Consider the following 22,518-nt stretch of genomic DNA (forward strand, 5'->3'; position numbering starts at 1 on the left):
TATTTGGCAGGCTGCAATCCTGGAAGATGCCCAGAAGAAGGTGAAACAATTTAATTAACTTATATAGAGGGCACCAGTAGGTGTCCTCTAATTTATACATGGAATGATAATGAGAAAGTACTTTATATTGATTACGATTATATGTTGGATGGGGTGTAAAAGTGAAGTTTTCGAGTCAAATGAATTTGATGACAGTCCCACGATTATAGATTTATCTGACAATAAAAACTTTGAAGAATCAGACTTTTTCGATCTATTTTCTATTGATGAAATTATTGAGTTGCAACTCCCAGAAGGTAGCTATTTAGGTAGCCTGAGAAGATTTGAAATTTTCGATGACCATTTGTTTGCTCTAGATCCATCATTTAACAATCTAGCCAAGTTTGATCTGAAAGGAAATTACATAACACAAATTGGAAGAATAGGAGAAGGCCCTGATGAAATTCCAGAGATAGTAGACTTTTCAATTGATTCCAAAACTGGCCATATTGGTTTAGCTAGTTACAGTCAAATGAAAATATCAAGGTATGATCAAAACGGTAATTTTGTAGAAGCTACAAAGATTGGTGAGCAGATTGATCAACTCGCAATCTTCGATAATAAATTATGTTTGTCTTTGACATATTTTAATACCATTAATAGGAATTTTGGGATTTATAGTTTTACTGGTGATTCCCTTTCTACTCATTTTCCTTTCCCGAATGATATGTTTCCAATGGGATTACTTAATATTTCGGGCCACTTAACCAAAAGTAATAGTGGTATTCTTTTTAATGAACCGGCTTCGTCAATAATCTATTCTTTTTCAAATGATTTATTACCCTATAAAAAATATAGATTCGAAAGAAACAATGAGTTATGGCCAGAAGAAAAAAGACATGATTTAAATGGATATTTTCAATCTTTGGCGACAGGAAGACTTACCTTCTTAAGGAAATATTATGAAGAGAATAAAGACTATTTAATTTTTAGTATTAATCTGGCTCAATCCGGCACCCCTACTTCTCCTGTTGATCCGAGGCTAGGTTACTACAATAAAAAAACAAATAAGACTTTTCTAAGTAGGAATGCTGACTACCTGAAACACTTAGAGGGGCCGATATTTGCCAATGATGAGTATTTTTTCATGTATGTTCAGAAGTATAAGTTTTTCCGGATAATTCAGGAAAATGAGACGTTTGAATTTAATTTAGTTTCTAACAATGTTGATTTTAAGAACCTAAATGAAAATGAGGAGGATGCAATCTTGGTTTTGAAATTGAAAATTAAGTAATGTGCTTCTTGCATAGATTTAGGTCCTTATTCTTGAAAGGAGGAATCGAATAAAAGGTATAGGAAAAAAAATATTGGTTGCCGTTTCACTATTGGTTTTTGGTCAAAATGAAAGTTTTAAGTCAAGTATATCAACGTTTGGCTAGCTTTGGGTGGTAGAGTTATTTGGGCTAAACAGGCACCTAACTTTTGCAACAAACTCAAAAGAATGGTTTTTATGGTTGAAAAACCTATTTATCCACATAATAACCCTCCAAGGGTTCTTAAAACCAATCCCCGTCAATCTTCGGGGATTTTTTGTTTTCAAAGAGTTGGAGAAGACCTTTTTTGGAAATTCTGCATTACTTACTCTCTTCTATTATGCTTGTCCAAATCCGGTTTTTTATTTCCCTCAGTTCCTGTATTTTTGCGCTCCATCTACGAATGCATCAATCATTTAATTTATGCCCTATTTATTTACTTCAGAGTCTGTGTCAGAAGGCCATCCAGACAAAATCGCTGACCAAATTTCCGACGCATTAATTGATAATTTTTTGGCTTTCGATCCAAGTTCCAAAGTGGCTTGCGAAACCCTCGTGACCACCGGACAGGTGATTTTGGCAGGTGAAGTCAAATCGGATATTTACCTCGATGTGCAGAAGATTGCACGTGATGTGATCAACCGCATCGGCTATACCAAAAGTGAGTACATGTTTGAAGGCAATTCCTGTGGAGTTTTGTCTGCGATTCATGAACAGTCTGCCGATATCAACCAAGGGGTAGAGCGAGAAAACCCAGAAGAGCAAGGTGCGGGTGACCAAGGAATGATGTTTGGTTATGCCACCAATGAAACAGAAAATTACATGCCTTTGGCATTGGATCTATCCCATCGAATCTTGCGAGAACTAGCCGCTCTTCGCCGGGAAAATAAGGATATTACTTACCTGCGTCCTGACTCCAAGGCTCAGGTGACCATCGAATACAGTGATGACAATGTGCCGCAGCGAATAGATGCCATTGTGATCTCTACTCAGCATGATGACTTTGATACCGAGGAAGCCATGTTGGCAAAAATCAAATCGGATTTGATTTCCATTTTGATCCCTCGTGTTAAAGCAGGACTTACGCCGGATATCCAACAACTTTTCACTTCTGATATCAAATATCACATCAACCCTACCGGTAAATTCGTGATCGGTGGCCCTCATGGAGATACTGGTTTGACCGGCCGAAAGATCATCGTGGATACCTACGGTGGAAAAGGGGCACACGGAGGAGGGGCTTTCTCTGGAAAAGATCCATCAAAAGTGGACCGCTCAGCTGCTTATGCCACAAGACATATTGCCAAAAATATGGTAGCTGCCGGAGTAGCAGATGAAATGCTGGTACAGGTTTCCTATGCAATTGGAGTGGCTGCTCCAATGGGAATCTATGTCAATACCTATGGCACTTCCAAAGTGGGAATGACCGATGGAGAGATCGCCACCAAGATTGGTAAATTATTCGATATGCGCCCTTATGCGATTGAGCAGCGCTTAAAGCTTCGAAATCCTATCTATGAGGAAACTGCAGCTTATGGACACATGGGTAGAGAACCGCAAATCGTAACCAAGCGATTCTGTTCACCTTACCGTGATGAGATTAGCTTGGATGTGGAGCTCTTCACTTGGGAAAAGCTGGATTATGTAGACAAAATCAAATCAGCTTTTGGTCTTTAATCCAATCTAAAATTCATTTCAAAACCCCGGAACTATGCCGGGGTTTTTTGTTTTCCTCACTCAGCAGAAGTCAGTTTCCCTCGAAAAAGGCTCTGTTTTTAAGTCTATTTCTTTATCTTTAAGCATATCACCTTTTTGTAGAGGGAGCATTCCCTTTTCATGTTTTTAATCTAAAACCTATCATGGCAAAAACCATTATTGTATCCAACCGACTTCCTATTTCTCTTCGTCATCGCAACGGACGCTTTGAGTTTAAACCATCAGCCGGAGGATTGGCTACCGGACTGGGTTCCATCTATAAATCCGGAGAAAATATTTGGATCGGTTGGCCTGGAAATACCGTCGAAGATCCTGAGCAGCGAGCGGAAATCATCCTGGAACTCCACGACCTCAAAATGGCCCCGGTTTTCCTCTCCAAGGAAGATGTGGAGCAGTTTTATGAAGGCTTTAGCAATGAGACACTTTGGCCTGCCTTCCACTATTTCACCCAATACATGGTCTATAATCCGGAGCATTGGGAAGCTTATGTGCGGGTAAATCAAAAGTTTTGTGATGCCATTTTGAAAAAAGCTGATCCCGACGATACCATTTGGGTCCATGATTATCAATTGCTTTTACTTCCCCAAATGCTTCGGGAAGTGTTGCCGGATGCTACCATTGCCTTTTTCCAGCATATTCCCTTTCCTTCTTATGAAATAATCCGAATGATCCCTTGGAGAAAGCAATTGCTAGAGGGAGTTTGTGGAGCGGATTTGATCGGTTTCCATACTTACGATGATATGCGCCACTTCCTCAGTGCTGTAGGACGAATTACCGGTCTGTCCAGTGAAAGTGGTTATATACAGGCTGAGAATCGCATTATCAATGTGGATTCTTTTCCGATGGGAATTGACTATGACAAATTTGCCAAACAGGCTAGAAGTAAGAAGACTCAAAATATTGTTCGGGAATTCAGAAATCAGGTTGTGGATCAGAAGCTGATTCTCACCATCGACCGACTCGATTATTCCAAAGGTATCCCACAGCGATTACATGCTTTCAACCAGTTGCTGGCCGAGCACAAAGAACTACATGGCAAGGTTTCCATGATCATGATTGTGGTACCTAGCCGGGATAAGGTACAATCCTATAAAGAGCTTAAGGAAGAAATTGACTTGCTCGTGGGAAGAATTAATTCGGATTATTCCACCCTCAATTGGGTGCCTGTGCACTATTTCTATCGAAGTTTTCCTTTCGAGGAACTCAGTGCTTTCTACAATTTGGCTGACATTGCCTTGGTGACTCCACTTAGGGATGGGATGAATCTGGTATGTAAGGAATATGTGGCGAGTCGGACCAATCAGAATGGGGTATTGATCCTTTCAGAAATGGCCGGTGCTTCCAAGGAATTACAGGATGCCATCCTGGTAAACCCTAATGATCAACAAGGGGTAGTGGATGCGATTTATCAGGCCTTGACCATGAAACCTGCCGAACAAAAAGACCGGATTACATCCTTGCAGTCCACTGTCAAGAAGTATGACATCTTCCAATGGGTAAAGGTTTTCATGGACCGCATCGAGCATGTGAAGGAAAAGCAGGCCGAACTCACCTCCAAAGACGTGGATACCAAAGTCATCAATGAGATTGATAAGGCCTTCAAAAAAGCAGAGCGACCAATTCTATTTTTGGATTACGATGGGACACTCACAGGCTTCGTTGCTAATCCTCAAGATGCCAAGCCGGATGCTGAGCTGAAAGCCATCATCAAAGGATTGAGCCAAAAAGCGGAGGTGGTTTTGATCTCTGGACGAGACAAGGATACCTTGGGAACATGGTTTAAAGGTTTCCAGATCGATATGATTGCCGAGCATGGCGTTTGGGTGAAGCGAAAGTCGAATCGGGCAGAATGGGAACTCTATGCCGATGTGGATGATAGCTGGAAAGAAGACATCCGAAATGTGATGGAATACTACGTCCTACGAACTCCGGGAGCTTTTATCGAGGAAAAACATCATTCCCTCGTTTGGCATTATCGAAAAGTGGAAAGCGGCTTAGGAGATCTTCGTATGCGTGAACTTTTCAGCCATTTGAAATACATGGCTAGAGGTCATAATCTTCAGGTATTGGAAGGAAATATGGTCCTCGAGATCAAGCGTCCCGATATCAACAAAGGCCGAGCAGCCACAGCTTTAATGAAAGGGCAGGAATTTGACTTTATTTTGGCGATAGGAGATGATTGGACGGATGAGGATACCTTCAAGGCCATGCCGAAAAATGCCTATACCATCCGTGTCGGCTATGCCTATACCCAAGCCAATTACAACATCAAGTCTTTTAGACAGGTGAGGAATTTGTTGGGGAAGTTGATTCAATAGGTTGTCGGCTTCGCCTCCAAAGATACACTTCGCTGCGCTCAGTGAGATACGCCTGCGGCGAGATAGGCTCTCCTTCGTCGAGAGAGATACAGCTTCGCTGAAATATGCTGCGCGAAATATACTCCCTTTGGTCGTGAAATACTGCTTCGCGAAATACAATGGAAATACACTTCGCTGCGCTCAGTGAGATATGCCTGCGGCAAGATATTCTTTGCCACTTCTTTGCTTTGCGGGAGGATAATCCGCTGCGTGGCTAGGAGTTTTATGCCTCTACAAGAAATTCGGGATGTCCAGTTTTTTACCGATACGGAAGGCAGCATTCATCAATCCTACATGTGAGTAGGCCTGCGGGAAATTACCCCATTGACTTCCTGTGGCCTGATCAACGTCCTCAGAAAACAGGTTTAGGTGATTGCAGTATTTGACCAAGGTTTCAAAGCCTTCAATTGCCTCGTCCAATCGGTTCACACAAGCCAAAGCCTCAATATACCAGAAAGCACAAATCAAGAAGGTAGTCTCCGGCACTCCGAAATCGTCCATGTGTTTGTATCGATAAAACAAAAAGTCCTTCGCAAGCAGATCTTCTTCCAAAGCCTTCAAATGATTGTTTGCCCGCTCCAAATCATCCCCAAAATAACCCATGGTGATCAATTGTAGCGTGGAGGCATCCATATGTTGGGAACCGATAGCCTGGGAATAAGCCTTACGCTCAGGGAGATAACAAGCTTCAATTTTTTTAGCTGCTTCATCCCGAAGCAAGATGGCCTTTTGATACATGGCCTCATTCTTCAGCCGAATCCCGATTTTTGCGGCCGAATTGGCACCGGCCCAATGGAAAAGGAAAGTATAGCAATGTTCTTGCGCGAGATTTCGAAACTCCCACAAACCCGCATCTTTCTCGTTCATCGTAGCCTCAATTTTATCCAGCAAATTCATGATCAAAGGCTCAGAATGACTCCGCTCGGACTCCGTAAAACGCTGATCAGAGTACAAAGGCAAAAGTGAAACCAAGACCTGACCATACAAGTCATTTTGAATATGGGTGTAGGCCTGATTGCCAAATCGAACAGGCTTATTTCCCAAGTATCCGTCTAAATCGGATATCTCCTCCGTCAAAAGCCAATCTCCCGTGATGGAATAAAGTGGCTGATAGCGTCCATCCGGCCCGGTGGGTAGGTTTTGGATAAAGTCGAAATACTTCTCCAACTCTTCAAAGTGACCCAGACTATTGAAACAGGTCAGCGTGTAGTAGGTATCCCGGATCCAGCAATAGCGGTAGTCCCAATTTCGGGTACTGCCCGGAGACTCAGGAAGGGAAGTGGTGGAGGCTGCGATGATGGCTCCTGTATCTTCAAATTGGTGGATTTTCAGAATAAGGGCCGAGCGCAAAACAAGTCGTTGGGAAAAGTTAGGAATGCTGGTAGACTTGACCCATGATCTCCAATAGTCCGTTGTCGATTGTAGAAAGCGTTCCGAGGTAGTCTCGATAGGAGCTTCCAAAGGCCTACCATAAGTTAGTACCAAATACACCGGTCGCTGCAGTACAAAAGGCTTTCCCTCGCAGATATATGCCAAGGGTGCATTGGTGGTCAGGCGCAGTTCCTGCTCTATCCCCATGTAGCGAATGTGATTACTACCTTGACTTGGGGTAAGTGCCAACTGACCCTTATTGGTGACCGGCTGACAAGTGATTTTGATCTTTGGACTTCCGGAAAGAGGCTCTACTTTACGGATTAGCATCAAAGGCTTGTAGTAGCGATCGTAGTTTTTGAATCGCGGGGCAAAATCCGTGACCTTATAGCTGTAGGAACCATTGGAAATGACCGTTTCCAGAATATTCGTGTTTTCTACATAGGATTGGCTGGAAGTGAACTGTCCGGAATCGGGAAGAATCGTGAATTTGCCTCCCTTCTCTCGGTCTAGCATCCCGCCGAAAATAAAGTCTGAATCGAATCTAGGCATGCAGAGCCAAGAGATATTACTGTCTTTTTCGATATGGGCAATATAGGCGCAGTTACCGATCAGGCCGGATTCATAAAGATGTTTGCTCATGGAGTTGAAGCTTAGGTTTAAAAAAAGTGCGGCTAATGGGTCATTGGCAAATAAGCAAAAAAGGGAATAGGATGCAAAGACTAGGGACTAATCTCTGAAGGCTTCATCCTGAAATACCTATCTAGATAAGCAGAGAAAATATGGCAACTGATATCATTGCCGATAAGTACAAAATTTAAAAAAATAAGCTAACCTATTTCTTCGAGCTCAATGAAAAGCAGTAAAAACTCCTCAGGGCCTAAATCCCCCATTTCATCGAAGGCAGCCTCTAAATTTTTGTTCTTCGAAAAATCCCAACCCCCATCCTGGTTGGGCTTGAGCACTGCAATAAACTCTCCGCTCTCGCTTAAACCAAGAATTCCATCAAAGCCGATGTTACCGATTTTGTTGTGGATTAGCTCCTCAGTATCATAAATTCTATTAGTTGATTTTGATAGAAGTCTGCCCTTAATTCCAGGATATTTAAATGTTGTGAATGAAAGGAATTTTTCATTTTGGAAAATATCAAAAACACCAATATACATTTGGCTTTCAACAAAATATTCTAACGGATGGGGATGGTTGCCATAATCGATTTTTGAAATCGGAGCTTCTAAATCAAAAATATAATCAGCTGAAATTTTTCGGCTCTTAGCATTATATCGAAAAATGGTGTCTCTATTCCCAACAGTAAAATTATAATTATATCTATCAATTTTAGAAATAACATTCCTACCATACAAGGGGGTCATGTCTAAATAATCAACAAAAGGTATGGCTGATACAACCAATTCTTGATTTTCATAAACTTTGAATCCATCCTCTGCATTCAGGGAACCATTATTAATCAGAATCTCCGAACTACCTGATGGTAATAGGTCTATATACCTAATATTTTCATTATACTTCTCCTCTTTGATAAAATTGCCGTCAAGATCGAAGAAATATTTTTTCCGATAATCCATTGGAATCAGGATTAGTACATTCTCCTTTTCATCATAGTATATATTTTCCAAGTTCTTATATTCACCAGGCCCTTCACCGATTCTATGGATGTGATTTAAATACTTTCCTGTGTCATCAAAAATAATCACTGCATTTCCTATAATTCTATCAACCAAAATAACCCGATTTTGAATAGCTAGGATCTTATACACACTTCCAACAGGTGCAAAAGTATTTTCCGTAAACCTTACTATCCGAGCAGATTTTATGGATAGATTTTCAACAGAGGCTACTGACTGAATTTTTATCGGATGGATATCCCCCTCCTCCGAAGAGTTTTGATTGCATGAATAGATTAAATTCAGAGAAAAGATTGCTAGAATGTAATAAAATCGTTTGATCATACTTTTTTAAAATAGAAATGCGGGTCGATCTGACCCGCAATCAGTCTTTTTGTCAATTCGTGAAAGAACAAGAAGTAGTAGCCTCAGCATTACAATCAATACCATCAATCAGTCCCCAAAGGTTCGTCTTTCGACCACAAACCGTAACCGTTATAGTTTCACCATCGATTTCTATTGAGTCTTCACATTCCTCTTCTCCTTCTAAAACTTGAGCATTTGCTATGGAGCCACTATATGATATGCATAATGTAGCCAAGAAGGCTAATCCAAATAATAATTTTATCATTTTTTTTGCCGTGCGTGAGACACGAACGGGGGCTTTTTTTAAAAGTTTTTTCGGCCAAAAACGACTTCGACTCCGAAGTTGGAACTAATCTAATACACTAGTTTTCATAAATGAAAAACATAGTGGAAAATTTATTCGATTTTTCCAGTAACGGTATGTTTTTTTTCAAAACGGCCGGTTTGCATGAATAAAAGTCTACAAATACAGCTTCTTATCCTGAATATACTCCTCTACTCTTTGGGGGAGCAGGTATTTGACGGAATAGCCTTTTTGTATTGATTCTCGGATAAAAGTTGCCGAAATATCCAGCAAAGGGGCATCTACCCACTGTACGGCAGGATGATCAAACTCCCTTTTTTCCCCAGGTCGCGGATAGACATAGACCTGATAGTGGGCTAGAATCTGCTCGTAATTTTTCCACTTTTTAAATTGACTGAGATTATCCGACCCCAAAAAAATACGGAACCGATGCTGGGGATACTGCTCACTGAGATAAGTCAGCGTATCGATGGTATAGCTCGGGCGGGGCATGTGAAATTCCACATCGCTGGCCCGAAAGTGGAAATTATCTTCAATAGCCAGCTCCACCATGCGCAGTCGATCAAACTCATGGATGAGGGATTTTCTTTTCTTCAGAGGATTCTGAGGACTGACCACAAACCATACTTCATCCAAATCTGTCCGGTCATAAATCGTCTCGGCAATAATCATATGACCGATGTGAATAGGATTGAAGCTGCCGAAGAAGAGTCCGATATTCACCGTTTAGGAGGCTAAAAATTCCCGAACAAGTTTTTCTGCTTCTGCTGAGGACTTGGCAAAATCATCATTGATTATAGTCACATCAAACTGCGGCTCAAATTTCATCTCAAATTCTGCCTTATACAATCTTCTGGATAGGGATTCATCAGATTCGGTTCCTCGGTCATTGAGTCGGGATTTGAGGACTTCTAAAGACGGAACCTTCACAAAAATCGCCAGTGCATGATCTCCGAAATATTTTTTCAGCGCCAATCCACCCTTGACGTCTACATCAAAAATGACCGCTTTACCTGAATCCCAAATGCGCTGTATTTCTTCTTTCAGCGTGCCATAAAAGTTTCCTTCATAGACCTCTTCCCATTCAATGAAAGCATCCTCGTCGATTTTTCGCTTAAATTCCTCTTGGGACAAAAAGTAATAATCCTTCCCGTGCACCTCATGTCTTCCTCTTCGGTCCCGCGTACAGGCTGAAATAGAAAATCCCAGATTTGGGATTCGTTCGATCAGGTATTTGACCAGGGAGGTCTTTCCCGATCCGGAAGGCGCGGAGAAAATGATGGCTTTGCCTTGCGTCATCTTATTTGCTTTCTTGGATCATTTGCCGGATAGAGTCGGCTAATTGATGGGGTACAGGTTGTTTGGTACATTTGGTTTTCAGTACTTCCCGGATGGCTTGTTCCAGATGAAAGTGCTCAAAGCAGGGCTGGCATTTGTCCAGCTTTTCTTTGAGGATTTCTTTGCCTTCCTCACCCATTTCTCCATCTAGAATACTTTCCAGCAGCTGAAAGCATTTGCTGACATCACTGCACTGAAGCTTTCGCTCCTCGGAAGATCCTTGTCCATTGTTTTCCATTTGGTATTCGTTTTATTCCTCCTCGTCTGTCTTGTAGCCCATGGATTGGGCATATCCTCGCAATTTTTCTTTTAACAGGTTCCGCGCCCGATGCAATCTCGATCGAACCGTTCCGATCGGGATATCCAAAATTTTGGCCATCTCTTCGTAGGTAAAACCCTCCAGATCCGCCAAAATGATCACTGTACGGAAGTCTACCGCCAAGGCATTAAGCGCATTGGAAATCTCATCTCCGAGCATATCCTTGACCGAATCAGCCCGTAAATCAGTAGTTCCTTGAAAGTCAACATCATCAGAGTTGTAATAAGTTTCAACTTCCTGATAATCGACCTTCGCAGGCTGCTTGCTTTTCTTCCGATATTCGTTGATAAAGCTGTTTTTCAGGATGCGAAACAGCCAGGCTTTGGCGTTGGTTCCCTGCTCAAAAGAATTGATAAATCGGTAGGCCTTGAGATACGTGTCCTGCACCAGGTCTTTGGCATCGTCCTCATCAAAGGTGAGCCGGTAGGCAAAATTGTACATGGAGTCTATGTGTGGCATAAACTCCCCGTCAAAAATGCGGTTTTTCTCTTCCTGCGTATATTTTCTGCGCTGACTTTCCGACATAAGTCTCAAAAGTAATAATCTGCTTAATTTATAACTAGGAATCGGGAACTTATCCCCTCTTTTCCTTTATTTTGTTGCTTCGAAAAGGCCAAATTTTCTGACATCCCTCGATAAGCCATGCTTTTCTTTCGATTGCTATCCCGACTTCCTCTTTCGGTCCTGTACCTATTCACGGACATCCTGTATCTAGTGGCCCGTTTTGTGATTCGGTATCGAAAAAAGGTCATCGATGAAAATCTTCGATATGCCTTTCCGGAACTTACAGACAAAGAGCGAAAAAAGGTCCGAAACCGATTTTACAGGAATTTTTCTGACACATTTGCTGAAACGATCAAATTACTGACAATTTCGGAGGAGGAATTTCGCCGCAGGTTTGTCATAGTCAATCAGCCTGATTTGGATGCCCCGGTCCATCAAGGGGTAAGCTCCATCATGATGACAGGGCATATTTTCAACTGGGAATGGGGAGTAGTAGGAACGAATTTATACACGGAGGTTCCTGTCGAAACAGTTTACCTGAAAGTGAATAATCCCTTTTTCAATGAGTTGATCAAAAAAATCCGGACACGATTTGGCGGATATGTAACCGAGAAAAAGGCATTTCGACGAGGCATGCTTACCTTGGGTAGGGATCCACGCATTGTCTTGCTTGGCTCAGATCAGCGCCCTCCATCTTCCGAAAATCGCTATCAGCGGGATTTTCTAAATCGCCCAGCGGTCTTTTTCGAAGGGGGAGAATTTCTTTCCAAAAAAATGAACCTCTATGTCCATTATGGGAAAATGACCAAAGTCAAGCGAGGATATTATCGCTATGAATACCTGCCTTTGGCAAGCCCTCCCTATGATGCTGAGGAACCACATTCCATCACGGATCGTTTTTGTGAAATGCTGGAAGAAAATATCCGCGAGCAGCCCGACATGTATCTTTGGAGCCATAAGCGGTGGAAGATTTGAAGTAGGATGAATTGAAAAATTGGAAAATTTCAAAATTGAAAAAATGTCCAAAATTCAGTTTCAATAAAATGTAAGCATCTAACTTCTTGTCTCTGATTTCTTGTTTCTGGCTACTTGATACTTGGTACTTGGTACTTTGGACTTCGTACTTAATACATATTACCATTTGTTATTAAACTCTAGCTACTAGCTACTCAAAATAATGGATTACTTAGAGGAACTCAACCCCCCGCAGCGGGAAGCAGTCGAACATACAGAAGGGCCGGTGATGATTATTGCCGGTGCCGGCTCAGGCAAAACCCGGGTTTTAACTTACCGGATTGCCCACCTGATCTATGCTCGGGGGATTGATCCTTTTCAAATTCTTTCCCTGACTTTTACCAACAAGGCCGCCAATGAAATGAAGCAGCGGATCGAACGATTGGTTGGCCTGGAAGCTCGGAATACCTGGATGGGGACGTTCCACTCCATTTTTGCAAAAATCCTACGTGTCGAGTCCGAAAAAATCGGCTATCCATCCAATTTCACCATTTACGATACGGATGATTCGAAATCGCTCATTCGGACCATCGTCAAGGAAATGCGATTGGATGATAAAGTGTACAAACCGGGAGTGGTTCTTTCCCGGATTTCAGGTGCAAAAAACCGCCTCATCTCCTGGCAAGCCTATCAGGCAGATCCCTTTGTCAAGGCAGATGATGAGGCAGCCATGAAACCTAGGATGGGGGAGATTTATCAACGCTACCAAGAGCGACTTTTCAAGGCTGGTGCTATGGATTTTGATGATCTCTTATTTAATACAAATGTGCTTTTCAGAGATCATATCGATGTGCTCAACAAATATCAGCAGCGCTTTAAATATGTGATGGTGGATGAGTTTCAGGACACCAACCTTTCCCAATACCTAATCACCAAAAAACTGGCAGCCGTTCATCAAAATATCTGTGTAGTAGGGGATGATGCCCAGAGTATTTATGCTTTCCGCGGTGCGGATATCCAGAATATCTTGAATTTTGAAAAGGACTACCCGGATCTTTTCGTGGTGAAATTGGAGCAGAATTACCGTTCCACCAAGACCATTGTGGAGGCTGCCAATTCCATTATTGACAAAAATAAAGCCCAGCTCAAAAAGACCGTTTGGACCTCAAATCCCAATGGAGATCTGATCGAATTAATCAAAGCAGCCTCGGATAATGAGGAGGGCCGAATCGTAGCTACGACCATTTTCGAAGAAAAGAATAATAAGAAACTTCAAAACTCTGATTTTGCAGTTCTATATCGAACCAACTCCCAGTCCCGAGCGATAGAAGAAGCGCTTCGCAAAATGAACCTGACCTATAAAATTGTGGGAGGGCTTTCTTTCTATCAGCGTAAGGAAATCAAGGATTTGATGGCCTACTTACGCTTTACGGTCAATCCAATGGATGAGGAAGCTTTCAAACGAATCATCAATTATCCTAAGCGGGGAATTGGTAATACTTCAGTTGAAAAAATCTTGGTAGCAGCTTACGACCATGATGTGCCACTTTGGGAAGTGGTTCAAAATCCATTTCCATTTTTGGGAGGCCGTGCAGGTTCGGCTGTGGATGATTTTGCAACCATGATTAAGGCTTTTCAGATCGAAGTTCAGCGAAAGGATGCCTACGAAGCAGCCAGTTCCATTGCTAAGCAAAGCGGTTTGCTTCGGGAACTATATGAGGATAAGACCATTGAAGGGTTGAACCGATATGAAAACGTGCAGGAACTCCTCAATGCGATGAAGGAGTATGTGGACAATCCTGAAAATGAAGACAAGAGTTTGGGAGCCTTCTTGCAGGAAATCGCCCTGCTTACCGATAATGACCGGGATAAGGATACCACCGATGCCATCACCTTGATGACCATTCACTCCGCCAAAGGATTGGAATTCAAGCAGGTCTTTGTGGTGGGAATGGAGGAGGATTTATTTCCTTCTCAAATGATGATGCAGAGTCGGGAAGACTTGGAAGAGGAACGTCGCTTATTCTATGTGGCTACTACCCGCGCAATGGATAAGTTGTATTTGACCTATGCGCTCAGTCGCTATCGATTTGGTCGCTTGCTCAATTGTGAACCGAGCCGCTTTTTGGAAGAAATCGATCCGGCCTGTATCAAAGTGAATAAGAAAATGGCTACTCGGGAAATGCCGGGAGTATTCCGGCGAGAAGGCTTACCTGGAAGTACGGGATTTATCGGAATCAAGAAAAAACCAGAAACCCGTAGGCCTACTCAGATGAAGGTGCATACGCCGAGTCCCGATTTCAAGCCCAGCAATACCAATAACCTACAGGAAGGACAATTGGTGGAGCATCCAAAATTCGGTTATGGGAAGGTTTTGAAGATCGAAGTGGATGGACTTAATCGCAAGGCTACCATCCAATTTGAGCATTTTGGGGAGAAGACTTTATTACTTAGCTTTGCAAAGCTCAGGATTATAGACTAAGTGAATGCCCTTCTGCCTTTGGTGATTTTTTGTTACCTTTTGATCGGCAGCCCAAGAGGGCGAAAGAGCAGCTAAAATCAGAAAACAAGACTATTTTGAAAGAATACGGAAAAAACATTCAAGGCTTGGTGGACTATGTCTGCAGCATTGAAGACCGGGAAAAACGCACTGCCAGCGCTTATACCATTATTGATATCATCAAGCAGTTGAATCCTGCTATGAAGCAGGAGAATGATCAGAAAATTTGGGATGATATCTACATCATGTCAGATTTCAAATTGGATGTGGATAGTCCCTTCCCAATGCCAGAAAAGGAGTTGCTCGGGAAAAAGCCTTTGCCAATCGGCTATCCTAGAGGAGAAGTTCGCTTTAAGCATTATGGACGAAACATCGAGAAATTGATCGAGAAAGCGATCGAAATCGAAGATGATGAGGAGCAGGAAGCAGCAATCATCTACATCGGACAGTTAATGCGAAGCTTTCATTCCACTTGGAACCGCGACAATTTCGATGATGGCATCATCATTGACGATATCAAAACGCTCTCCGGTGGGAAGCTGCATATCGATTTGGAAAAAGTAAAAGAAAACGCCCTTTTCGAATCCAATACCAGACGGGACTTCAAAGTGCCATCCCACGAAGAGCACAGTGGTAAAAACAAGCGAGGCGGAGGCCGTCGCAGAAATGGACATAACAAAAAACGGCGAAACTAAATGGCATCTTTTCGGGTCCGTGGTGGAAATCAGCTCAAGGGTGAGATTATTCCCCAAGGAGCAAAAAACGAAGCGCTTCAAATTCTTTGCGCAGTACTTTTAACAGACGAAAAAGTCACCATCCATAAAATCCCCAATATCCGGGACGTCAACAAACTCATAGAGCTTTTGAGCGATATGGGTGTGAAGGTGACCAAACTTGGTCCTGAATCCTACTCATTTCAAGCAGACGAGATCAATCTGGAATATTTGGAAACAGAAGACTTTTTGAAAAAAGCTTCTGCACTCCGAGGTTCTGTGATGATTTTGGGTCCACTTTTGACCCGCTTTGGTACAGGAAAACTATCCAAGCCGGGCGGAGATAAGATCGGCCGACGTAGGATGGATACCCACTTTACCGGTTTCCAAAAACTAGGAGCCAAATTTCACTATGATGCCGAGCGAGAAATTTTCCATATAGACGGAAAGCATCTGAAGGGTACTTATATGCTTTTGGATGAAGCTTCTGTCACTGGCACTGCCAATATCGTGATGGCAGCCGTAATGGCAGAAGGCAAGACTACCATCTATAACGCGGCCTGCGAACCTTATTTACAGCAGCTTTGCGACATGCTCAACCGCATGGGAGCTAAAATCACCGGAGTCGGTTCCAACTTGCTTCACATTGAAGGAGTGGAGCGACTAGGTGGGACCACTCATACCATGTTGCCGGATATGATTGAGATTGGTTCTTTCATAGGTTTGGCAGCCATGACTCAATCCGAAATCACCATTAAAAACTGTCAAATCCCGAAGCTTGGTATCATTCCTGATACATTTAAGCGAATGGGGATTAAGATGGAGTTCCGTGGTGATGATATTTTTATTCCTGCACAAGATCATTATGAAATTGAAACCTTTATAGATGGTTCGATTTTGACGATTGCAGATCAGATTTGGCCTGGCTTTACTCCAGATTTATTGTCTATCGTATTGGTGACAGCTACCCAGGCAAAAGGGACGGTTTTAGTACACCAAAAAATGTTTGAATCCCGCTTGTTCTTCGTGGATAAGTTGATCGACATGGGAGCACAGATTATCCTTTGCGACCCGCATCGTGCTACTGTGATCGGCTTGGATAGAAAATATCCGCTACGTGGTATTCGCATGACTTCTCCTGATATTCGAGCTGGGGTGGCTTTGTTGATTGCAGCCCTTTCTGCAAATGGGACCTCCATCATCGATAATATCGAGCAAATTGATCGGGGCTATCAAATGATTGATCAGCGATTGAATGCATTGGGTGCTGATATAGAGCGTCTGTAAAAACAAGACTTATGCCGCTGAGCCCCTCTGAGTTGGAACAGGAAATCCGAGTAAATCGAAAGCTTCCTCAGAATATCAGAGAGGAAGATCAACCCCTGTTCCAAAACTGGCTCGAATCCTCTTTTAGTATGAAACCCTGTTGGGTTTTAGAGGATGCCTTGATTCTTCAGGATACCGTTTTTTCTTGGAGGGAATTACGTTTTTTCGATTCCCATACCCATGTTTATGGCTTGGGCCCCTTGCCTTTGGGGAAGCGAGTTTTGAATTGTGCCCTTCGAAAATGGAGAACCATCGAAGCGGGTATTTGGATCAAGGATGAGTGGAGTGCGAATTATTTTCATTGGATGACGGATTGTCTTCCGCGCATTTGGCAAGGTCTTGAAAAAGGAATCACGGATCGAGTGATTTTGCATGAAGCCTATCAAAAACTCCCTTATGTAAGCCAAAGCCTTGAGATGATCGGGGTAACTCCTGTTTATTATTCTGCTTCTGAAAATCTAAAAGTTAAAAAGCTAGTATTGACTTCCAGAACAGCAGAATTCCCTCATTTCAACCCAAAATACACCTTGGAGACCAGGGACAGAATTTCTAAGATTTCTGAGAATCCCAGCCGGAAAGTTTACATCAGTCGCGAAAAAGCTCCTAAGCGTCGGGTGCTCAATGAAACGGAAGTAGAGTTGATGCTGCGCAAAAGAGGATTTGAGATTTTTCATGCCGAAAATTTCTCAGTCCAGCAACAGGTAGAACTCATGGGCGAAACGCAATTGCTGGTTTCTTTGCACGGAGCCGCTTTGACTAATATGATTTTTTTGCCTTCAGGAAGCCAAGTGTTGGAACTTCGCAATTATCATGATGATAAGACTAATTGCTATTTCAATTTAGCCAATGCGCTCGGGCTATCTTATTATTATACCTTAAACGAAGGGACCGAGAAGAACACTATTTTGGCCGATTTCAACATAGATGTAGAATCTCTTGAAGAGGTTTTGGATAGCATGGCTTGAATTGGGGAGAAAGCAAGGAGAATAGGTTTTTACTCGATTAAATCTTCTTTTTTTCCTATCTTCTAGAAAAAATTCTCAAACCCAAAAAAAACCATGTCCAAGAAAAAACTCCGTAGTCAGGAGTGGTATGGCCGTACAGGAAAAGACGGCTTTATTTATCGCTCCTGGATGAAAAATCAAGGCCTTCCCCACCATCTTTTTGAAGGCGAAAAACCAGTCATCGGAATATGTAATACCTGGTCTGAATTCACTCCCTGTAATGCCCATTTTCGGGAATTAGCTGAATCCATCAAACAAGGAATTTGGGAAGCTGGAGGATTTCCTTTGGAGTTTCCGGTCATGTCTTTGGGAGAGTGTTCCATCAAGCCTACGGCTATGCTTTTTAGAAATCTGGCTTCCATGGATGTGGAAGAAAGCATCCGTGCAAACCCTATGGATGGGGTAATTTTAATGTGTGGATGTGATAAGACCACTCCATCTTTGGTCATGGGTGCTGCTTCGGTTGATTTACCCACTTTGGTTGTTTCGGGAGGGCCTATGTTGGTGGGAAGGTTTAAGGGTAAAAAAATCGGCACATCCGATGTTTGGCGATTTGCAGAAGAATACAAATTAGGAAAGCTTTCTCAGGAAGAATTTATTGAGGCTGAAGCTGCCATGTCCCGTTCCAGAGGTCATTGCGCACCAATGGGAACAGCTTCTACGATGGCTGCCATGGTGGAGGCTTTAGGTTTAGCTATGCCGGATAATGCTACCATTCCAGCTGCTGATTCCAGAAGGAAAGTTTTGGCACATATGGCTGGAATGCGGATTGTGGAGTTGGTCAAAGAAGATATGCGTATGAGCAAAATTCTCACCCGAAAAGCATTTGAAAATGCCATTATGGTCAATGCAGCTCTGGGAGGTTCTACCAACTTTATTCTGCATTTGACAGCCATCGCAAGAAGGATTGGAGTGGAGTTGGACTTGACGGATTTTGATCATTTTTCATCCCAAATTCCACTCATAGCCAACGTACAGCCATCAGGAGAGCATTGGGTGGAGGACTTATTTTATGCTGGAGGTTTACCGGCTGTGATGCGAGAAATTCAATCCAAGCTTCATACAGAATGTATGACCGTCAATGGTAAAATACTTGGGCAAAACATCGAAAAGGCAGAGTGCTACGACCGAGATTTGATCGGAACTTTGGAAAAACCCATCAAGCCGGATTCTGGAATTGCAGTACTTAAAGGAAACCTTTGTCCCCATGGAGCAGTGCTCAAACCATCTGCAGCAAGTCCGCATCTTTTAACACATACAGGAAAGGCTGTGGTATTTGAAGATATTGATGATTACAAAGCACGGATTGATGATCCTGATTTAGAAGTGGATGAAACCTCTGTTTTGGTACTCAAAAATGTGGGACCAAAAGGCTATCCTGGAATGCCTGAGGTAGGGAATATGGGGTTGCCGGCTAAGCTTTTGCAAAAAGGGATTAAGGACATGGTCCGTATTTCCGATGGTCGAATGAGTGGAACGGGATATGGGACAGTGGTGCTCCATGTTTCGCCGGAATCAGCCATTGGAGGGCCTTTGGCTTTGGTGCAAAATGGAGATTTGATCGAATTAGATGTGCCTAATCGTAGCCTGAATTTACTTATTCCTGAAAGTGAATTGGAACGGAGAATGGCGGAATTTAAGCCAACTGAATTGCCTTATGATAGAGGCTATGTCAACCTATTCTTGGACCGGGTAAACCAAGCCCATGAAGGAGTTGATTTTGACTTTCTACAAGGAAGTTCCGGATCGGAGGTGAAAAGGGACTCCCATTAATTTAATAAAACCCTTCGAGGGCTAAATGAATACAAAAATGAAAAGTCCAAAGACAGTAATTATCACAGGGGCAGGCCAAGGAATAGGTTTGGAAATTGCCCGAAAAATGCTTGAAAATGGATCTCAGGTTGTAATTAATGATTCCGAGAAAAGCTTGGTGGAGGATGCTGTAGCCAACCTTTCAAGAGTAGGAAAAGGTAGTGTGATTGGATGTTCGGGTGATGCGGCATCAGACTCAGTCATTCAAGAAATGGTCGACTTGGCTTTGCATCATTTTGGAAAAATAGATCAGGTAGTTGCCAATGCCGGGATTACCCTTTTTGGAAATTTTTTGGAATACAATCGGGAGGATTTTATGGAAGTGATGAGAGTAAATCAAGCCGGCACTTTCTTTTTGGTGCAAGCTGTAGCCCGAGTGATGAAAAGACAAGAAGAGGGAGGTTCGATTCTGTTGACTTCTTCTGTAACAGCGCATCAAAGCCACGAAAATCTAACCGCCTATGCGATGAGTAAGGCGGCAATTGAGATGCTAGCCAAAAATCTGGTTATGGAATTAGCACCTCATGGAATTCGGATCAATGCTATTGCTCCTGGGGCAACTCTTACGGAACGAACCACCACTGACCCTGACTATGCTAAAATCTGGTCACAGTTAACCCCATTGGGAAGGCCGGCGTCCACAACTGACATTGCAGAAGCAGCAGCCTTTTTACTATCCGATGCGGCTAGGCACATCACAGGTCAGACTTTGGTAATTGACGGAGGCTGGACTTCTGTAAGCCCTTCTCCTTATTCCTAAATTGAGCTGATCTATGACGGAGCCTCTTTCGAAAGATTCGGTTCAAAAATCCCCTGCACCTTGGGATTTAAAAGGTGAGGGCGTGATTTTGGTCTATAAATTTTCCAAAAAATGGATTAAGGAAAAAGGGCAATTGCCGGAGTATTTGAAGGGGAAATTTTCAGGTGGTTTAGGCTACCTTATGTTGGTTAATTACACTCAAAGTCCTGTGGGGGCCTATCGGGAATTATTGTTTATCCCTGGAAAATTCAAGCTAAAAGGTAAGCAGTCCATCACCCGTATTTTTGTGGATTCGGAGCAAAGCACCCAAAATGGTAGAGCCAATTGGGGGATTCCTAAAGAGACTATGGACTTTGATTGGGTAGAGGATGATGGGGAAATCAAAATTCAGGTAAAATCTCAAGGGGAGTACTTTTTCTCCTGTGAGATCAAACATTTTGGATTTCCATTTCCTGCAAGCACAAAGCTTCTTCCTATTGACCTTTATCAGCAGTGGGAGGGGAAAGGATTTTACACGAAACCTTCCGGAAAAGGGAAGGCCAAGTTGGCGAGGGTGAAGATTCATGAAGTCAATCCGAAATTTTTTCCTCCGGTAGATCAAATCAAACCGCTATTAGCAGTTCATATCCGCCCTTTTCAAATTCATTTCCCAAAACCGATCATTCATGAGGGGAGCATTTAGCCAGAAAAATATCATCGTCACAGGTGCTGCCTCAGGAATAGGAAAGGAGTTGGTAAGGCTATTAAATGGGCAGCAGGCACAGATTTTAGCAGCGGATTTTTCGGAAGAAGGTTTGGATGAATTGGAAAAGGAATTTCCAGGTATTCAGATTCTAAAAGTAGACTTAAGTCAAAAGGAGGGGAATCAAAAGATTTTGGATTGGGTTCGGACACATTGGACTCGAGTGGACGTGAGCATAGCTAATGCAGGAAAGGCGGAATATGGCTTAGCCGAGCAGCAAAACTGGAGGGAAATGGATCAGCTTTTTCAGCTCAATGTATTTAGTCCCATACAGTTGGGAATGGAATTGCGTCAGTTGCTGAAAGAAAATTTTGGAAGACATGTGATTGTGGCTTCGGCTATTTCCTATTGGACGGTGCCGGGTTATAGTATTTATGCTGCAAGTAAATCTTCCTTATTACAATGGGCTCGTACGGTTTGGAAAGAGTCAGGAGGTGATTGGTTGACTTTGGTCTTTCCAATCGCTACAGACACGCATTTTTTTGATGCGGCAGGCAAATCCATTCCCAAGGCATTTCCCATTCAAAGACCCCAAAAAGTAGCAGAAAATATCCTTAATGGGATTATCCGGCGAAAAAAACGTATTTTCCCTTCTAACTTATTTCCATGGATGATGAATTTGGATCGCTTTCTCTTTTTGATCCAACCGATTTATCAGTCTATTGAAAGAAAAAAATTGAAGAAATGGGTTCTAAACAATCCTAAAAATGAATAAGTTAGCTAATCTAACCCTTTAAAAAATGAATAAGTCTTACCTCTTTATTTTGGCGATTCTGGCGACTTTAGCCTGTTCTCCAAAGATGCCCGATACCCTTCCTTTTCAGGTTGCAAAAGCCTATGGCTTTGAGAATTTTGATGAGCTGAAGTCGATTTCTTATACTTGGAATGTACAGCGGGATTCGGTGAATGTTTTTTCAAGAAATTGGTCTTGGGATATCAAAAATCGGATGGTTACCTACTCCGGGCCTGATACCACATTCACCTACAGTCAGGATTTACCCAAGGAATCCCTTCCTGATGCAGACAAGGGTTTTGTGAATGATAAGTATTGGTGCATGATGCCCTTTCAACTGGCTTGGGATTCAGGATATGAATATGAGGTGACTGAAAATGTACCGACACCCCTTCACCAGCAGAATTCTACCAAGTTGACGGTGGTTTATGGCTCAGGGGATGGCTATACCCCGGGAGATGCCTATGATTTGTACCTGGATGAAAACTATCATATTCTAGAGTGGACTTACAGAAGACAAAATGCTCCGGAGGGAAGAACCTGGACCTGGGAAAATCTTCAGGATTTCGGTCCGATTAAATTAGCAACCGATCATCGGGACGGAGCTGGGAACCGCTTTATTTGGATTTCTGATGTGAAAGTAGAGTAGTTTGACAACTGCTCAAAAATTATCGACCACCTCAATTTTGGGGTGGTTTTTTTGTTGTCCTAAATGTAAAAACGGATGAGGTGGAGAAGATTAACCCGGATTATGCATCTACCAAATCTCCTTTCACCATTAT

At 42.6% G+C, this 22,518-nt stretch carries 20 protein-coding genes; 13 read left to right on the forward strand and 7 right to left on the reverse strand.

The genetic code is table 11. The features are described 5' to 3' along the window. Positions 1-109 precede the first annotated feature (109 nt). From NY014_RS12950 to NY014_RS12960, 3 genes are all read left to right on the forward strand, one after another. On the forward strand, positions 110-1,273 hold the full coding sequence (locus NY014_RS12950; RefSeq protein ID WP_259415012.1) for a 6-bladed beta-propeller: 1,164 nt from the start codon (positions 110-112) through the stop codon (positions 1,271-1,273). A gap of 442 nt (positions 1,274-1,715) precedes the next feature. Then, a complete protein-coding gene (gene metK, locus NY014_RS12955) occupies positions 1,716-2,969 on the forward strand; it encodes a methionine adenosyltransferase (RefSeq protein WP_259415013.1) in 1,254 nt (417 codons plus the stop codon). A gap of 182 nt (positions 2,970-3,151) precedes the next feature. Continuing rightward, the gene (locus NY014_RS12960; RefSeq protein ID WP_259415014.1) at positions 3,152-5,326 is read left to right on the forward strand and encodes a bifunctional alpha,alpha-trehalose-phosphate synthase (UDP-forming)/trehalose-phosphatase; all 2,175 of its coding nucleotides are present in this window, start codon (positions 3,152-3,154) and stop codon (positions 5,324-5,326) included. 270 nt (positions 5,327-5,596) lie between these two features. Here NY014_RS12960 and NY014_RS12965 read toward each other — a convergent pair whose 3' ends face one another. The 7 genes from NY014_RS12965 to NY014_RS12995 form a co-directional block, all read right to left on the reverse strand. Beyond that, a complete protein-coding gene (locus NY014_RS12965; RefSeq protein ID WP_259415015.1) occupies positions 5,597-7,378 on the reverse strand; it encodes a glycoside hydrolase family 15 protein in 1,782 nt (593 codons plus the stop codon). Between the two features lie 188 nt (positions 7,379-7,566). Beyond that, the gene (locus NY014_RS12970) at positions 7,567-8,706 is read right to left on the reverse strand and encodes a 6-bladed beta-propeller (protein ID WP_259415016.1); all 1,140 of its coding nucleotides are present in this window, start codon (positions 8,704-8,706) and stop codon (positions 7,567-7,569) included. Positions 8,707-8,758: 52 nt separating this feature from the next. Further along, entirely contained in the window at positions 8,759-8,962 is a 204-nt protein-coding gene (locus NY014_RS12975) for a hypothetical protein (RefSeq protein ID WP_259415017.1), read from the reverse strand. A 225-nt stretch (positions 8,963-9,187) separates the two neighbouring features. Beyond that, complete coding sequence (gene nadD / locus NY014_RS12980) at positions 9,188-9,754, reverse strand: nicotinate (nicotinamide) nucleotide adenylyltransferase (protein WP_259415018.1); 567 nt, start codon at positions 9,752-9,754, stop codon at positions 9,188-9,190. A gap of 3 nt (positions 9,755-9,757) precedes the next feature. Next, positions 9,758-10,330 carry a guanylate kinase gene (gene gmk / locus NY014_RS12985; protein ID WP_259415019.1) on the reverse strand — a complete coding sequence of 191 codons (573 nt, stop codon included), beginning with the start codon at positions 10,328-10,330 and terminating at the stop codon, positions 9,758-9,760. Between the two features lies 1 nt (position 10,331). Beyond that, positions 10,332-10,607, reverse strand: coding sequence for a mycothiol system anti-sigma-R factor (locus tag NY014_RS12990; RefSeq protein WP_135076044.1), 276 nt, complete (start codon positions 10,605-10,607; stop codon positions 10,332-10,334). A gap of 12 nt (positions 10,608-10,619) precedes the next feature. After that, positions 10,620-11,213: a sigma-70 family RNA polymerase sigma factor gene (locus tag NY014_RS12995; protein ID WP_135076041.1), complete on the reverse strand. Its 594-nt coding sequence runs from the start codon at positions 11,211-11,213 to the stop codon at positions 10,620-10,622. A gap of 117 nt (positions 11,214-11,330) precedes the next feature. Here NY014_RS12995 and NY014_RS13000 point away from each other — a divergent pair, with 117 nt between their 5' ends. The 10 genes from NY014_RS13000 (at position 11,331) to NY014_RS13045 (ending at position 22,385) form a co-directional block, all read left to right on the forward strand. Further along, a complete protein-coding gene (locus NY014_RS13000) occupies positions 11,331-12,167 on the forward strand; it encodes a lysophospholipid acyltransferase family protein (protein WP_259415020.1) in 837 nt (278 codons plus the stop codon). 202 nt (positions 12,168-12,369) lie between these two features. Beyond that, positions 12,370-14,628 carry an ATP-dependent helicase gene (locus NY014_RS13005; RefSeq protein ID WP_259415021.1) on the forward strand — a complete coding sequence of 753 codons (2,259 nt, stop codon included), beginning with the start codon at positions 12,370-12,372 and terminating at the stop codon, positions 14,626-14,628. A gap of 95 nt (positions 14,629-14,723) precedes the next feature. Next, on the forward strand, positions 14,724-15,341 hold the full coding sequence (locus NY014_RS13010; protein WP_435520639.1) for a DUF4290 domain-containing protein: 618 nt from the start codon (positions 14,724-14,726) through the stop codon (positions 15,339-15,341). Continuing rightward, positions 15,342-16,646 (forward strand): UDP-N-acetylglucosamine 1-carboxyvinyltransferase, encoded by a 1,305-nt coding sequence (murA, locus tag NY014_RS13015; protein WP_135076032.1) that lies wholly within the window; start codon positions 15,342-15,344, stop codon positions 16,644-16,646. Positions 16,647-16,657: 11 nt separating this feature from the next. Next, on the forward strand, positions 16,658-17,650 hold the full coding sequence (locus tag NY014_RS13020; protein WP_259415022.1) for a glycosyltransferase family 61 protein: 993 nt from the start codon (positions 16,658-16,660) through the stop codon (positions 17,648-17,650). Between the two features lie 93 nt (positions 17,651-17,743). After that, positions 17,744-19,462 (forward strand): IlvD/Edd family dehydratase, encoded by a 1,719-nt coding sequence (locus tag NY014_RS13025; RefSeq protein ID WP_259415023.1) that lies wholly within the window; start codon positions 17,744-17,746, stop codon positions 19,460-19,462. Positions 19,463-19,487: 25 nt separating this feature from the next. Then, positions 19,488-20,261 carry an SDR family NAD(P)-dependent oxidoreductase gene (locus NY014_RS13030; RefSeq protein WP_259415024.1) on the forward strand — a complete coding sequence of 258 codons (774 nt, stop codon included), beginning with the start codon at positions 19,488-19,490 and terminating at the stop codon, positions 20,259-20,261. A gap of 13 nt (positions 20,262-20,274) precedes the next feature. Continuing rightward, complete coding sequence (locus tag NY014_RS13035) at positions 20,275-20,943, forward strand: acetoacetate decarboxylase family protein (protein ID WP_259415025.1); 669 nt, start codon at positions 20,275-20,277, stop codon at positions 20,941-20,943. Then, the gene (locus NY014_RS13040) at positions 20,927-21,718 is read left to right on the forward strand and encodes an SDR family NAD(P)-dependent oxidoreductase (RefSeq protein WP_259415026.1); all 792 of its coding nucleotides are present in this window, start codon (positions 20,927-20,929) and stop codon (positions 21,716-21,718) included. The genes NY014_RS13035 and NY014_RS13040 overlap by 17 nt, the downstream gene beginning before the upstream one ends. Before the next feature lie 25 nt (positions 21,719-21,743). Continuing rightward, entirely contained in the window at positions 21,744-22,385 is a 642-nt protein-coding gene (locus tag NY014_RS13045) for a hypothetical protein (RefSeq protein WP_259415027.1), read from the forward strand. The last annotated feature ends 133 nt before the right edge of the window (positions 22,386-22,518 follow it).

The organism is Algoriphagus limi, assembly GCF_024919275.1.
Lineage (GTDB): Bacteria > Bacteroidota > Bacteroidia > Cytophagales > Cyclobacteriaceae > Algoriphagus > Algoriphagus limi.